This is a genomic window from Frankia sp. CoWAU3 (assembly GCF_977971855.1).
Window position 1 is genome coordinate 10,540 of the sequence record NZ_CDWWXB010000102.1, and the last position, 1,614, is coordinate 12,153.

Below are 1,614 nucleotides of genomic sequence, written 5' to 3' on the forward strand. Positions count from 1 at the left end.
GTGGGGGCCGGCCGGGTCTGCCGTGCTCGGCTGGGGTGGGGTCATCGCGAAATTCCTTTGCCGGGCTGGGGTCGCCGTGGCACGATCTTATCGCTACGGCTGTCGCGTTAGAGGAGCTGCTGATGGTCCGGTGAGGCGCTGATCTGGTCTGACGGCCCGGTGTGGCCGTGCCGCCCGTCTCGCCTCGGAGGACTCGTATGTCCACTCAGCTAACCCTGGACTCCGTCAGCAAGTCCTATGATCACCACCCGGTGTTGCGGGCCGTGTCCTGTGTCCTGCCGGCCGGCGGGCGCACCGGGATCATCGGCGAGAACGGGTCGGGTAAGAGCACCGTTCTGCGCCTGCTCGCGGGATGTGAGCGTCCGGACGAGGGCCGGGTGGTCGTCCGGGCCGAGGGCGGGGCCGGCTACCTCGCCCAGGAGGCGGTCTCGCCGCCGGGCTGGACAGTGAGGGACGCCCTCGACGAGGCGACGGCCGATCTGCGGGCGATCGAGGCCCGGATGCGCCAGCTGGAATCCGCGATGGCCGCCGGTGAGGGCGGCGAGGCCGGTTTGGCGGAGTACGGCATGTTGCAGGCTGTCTTCGAGCTGCGCGGCGGGTACGACGCGGACGCCCGCGTCGAACGGGTCCTGCACGGCGTCGGACTCGGCGGGCTGCGCCGGGACCGGCTGTTGGGCGCGCTGTCCGGCGGGGAACAGGCCCGGCTGCGGCTGACCTGTGTGCTGGCCGCGGGGCGGGAGGTGCTGCTGCTCGACGAGCCGACGAACCACCTCGACGATGACGCGCTCGGCTGGCTGGAGGCACATCTGCGCGCTCGCCGGGGCACAACGGTCGTGGTCTCCCACGACCGGGTCTTTCTCCAACGGGTGGTCGACACGTTGGTGGAGGTGGACGCCGACCGCCACACGGTGACCCGGTACGGCAACGGCTACGCCGGCTACCTCGCGCAGAAGGCCACGGCCCGTGCCCGTCAGGCCCAGGCGCATGCCCGCTGGCAGGCCGACGTCGACCAGCTGCGGGAGGCCGCCGCGACCACCGCCCGGCGGGTCGCGCACCACCGGGCCGCCAACGACCGCAACAAGATGGCCTACGACCGGGCTGGCGGACGGGCACAGCACGCGGTCGCGAGCCGAGTCCGCAACACCGAGGAACGACTGCGTCGCCTGCTCGACCACCCGGTGCCCCCGCCGCCAGCTCTGTTGCGCTTCACCCTGCCCGCACAGCCGGCCCGCCCCGACACCACAACCGTGCTCGAAGCGATCGACGTGGCGGTGTCCGGACGGCTGGCCAGCACCAGCCTCACGATCAAAGCAGGGGAGCGACTGCTGGTCAGCGGGCCGAACGGGACGGGCAAAAGCACCCTGATGCGCCTGCTCGCAGGCGACCTCGCCCCGCAACATGGGCACGTCACCCGCCACGGCACGATCGGCTATCTACCCCAGCAGATCACCGTCCGCGACCCGCACCAGACGTTGCTGGCGGCCTACGCCCAAGGCCGAGCGGGCAGCAGCGCCGAACACGTCGAGGTGCTGTTGTCGTTCGGCCTGTTCACCGCGGACCAGCTGATGGTGCCGGTTGGGCGGCTGTCGGCCGGTCAGCGCCAGCGCCTCGCCC

The 1,614-nt window shown here is 71.7% G+C and carries 1 protein-coding gene; it reads left to right on the forward strand.

Translation table 11 applies throughout. The features are described 5' to 3' along the window. Positions 1-197: 197 nt before the first annotated feature. The coding region (locus tag AC08ON_RS10860) for an ABC-F family ATP-binding cassette domain-containing protein (RefSeq protein ID WP_476616894.1) at positions 198-1,614 on the forward strand (1,417 nt) is incomplete at its 3' end.